Source organism: Bradyrhizobium sp. SHOUNA76, from assembly GCF_023006445.1.
Taxonomy (GTDB): Bacteria; Pseudomonadota; Alphaproteobacteria; order Rhizobiales; family Xanthobacteraceae; genus Bradyrhizobium.
Window position 1 is genome coordinate 1 of sequence record NZ_JALBHA010001083.1, and the last position, 603, is coordinate 603.

At 69.7% G+C, this 603-nt stretch carries 2 pseudogenes; both read left to right on the forward strand.

From position 1 onward, the window contains the following. Positions 1-134 (forward strand): annotated as a pseudogene (locus MOV74_RS39865) (MoxR family ATPase); the annotation flags it as partial. Beyond that, positions 131-603: pseudogene (locus MOV74_RS39870) on the forward strand (hypothetical protein); the annotation flags it as partial. The pseudogenes MOV74_RS39865 and MOV74_RS39870, both read left to right, overlap by 4 nt.

The window sequence follows — 603 nt, forward strand, 5'->3', positions numbered from 1 at the left end:
CGCTGCTGCACAAGGGCGGCGCGCGCTGGCCGGACGCGTTCAAGCGGTCGATCGGCGTCGCGCTCAAGGACGAAGAAGATCTGCACTTCATCTCGCCGCGGCTCGATGCCATGCTCGCGGAGGCGACGGCATGACCATCGAGCCGCAGCTCCCGCGCGCCGCGCGCATCTTCGTCGCCTTCGTCCCGCTGCTGCGCACGAACGGCTTTGCCGTAGCACCTGAGCAAACCACGACGTTCCTGGCGGCGATCGAGCTGCTCGGTCCGCGCGATATCGAACACGTCAGGCAAGCCGCCCTGGCGACGCTGGCTCCCCCACCCGAGCGGCGCGCGACGTTCGACCGGTTGTTCGATCTCCACTTCCGCGGCAGCGAGGCGATCACGCGCACCGACGACGGCGAGGACGACGAGAGCGTCCGGCTTCAGGAGGAAGGCCGCGGTGACGAGGAGCCGCTTCTCTCCGACGAGGCGAGCGAGTCCGGCCTCACCGCGACCCGAACCGAGGCCTTGGTCGAACGTCGCTTTGCGACGACCGCGAGCACAGACGCATTGCACCGTCTGGCGCGGGAGGCACCACGACGCCTGCCGCGACGGCGCGGACATCG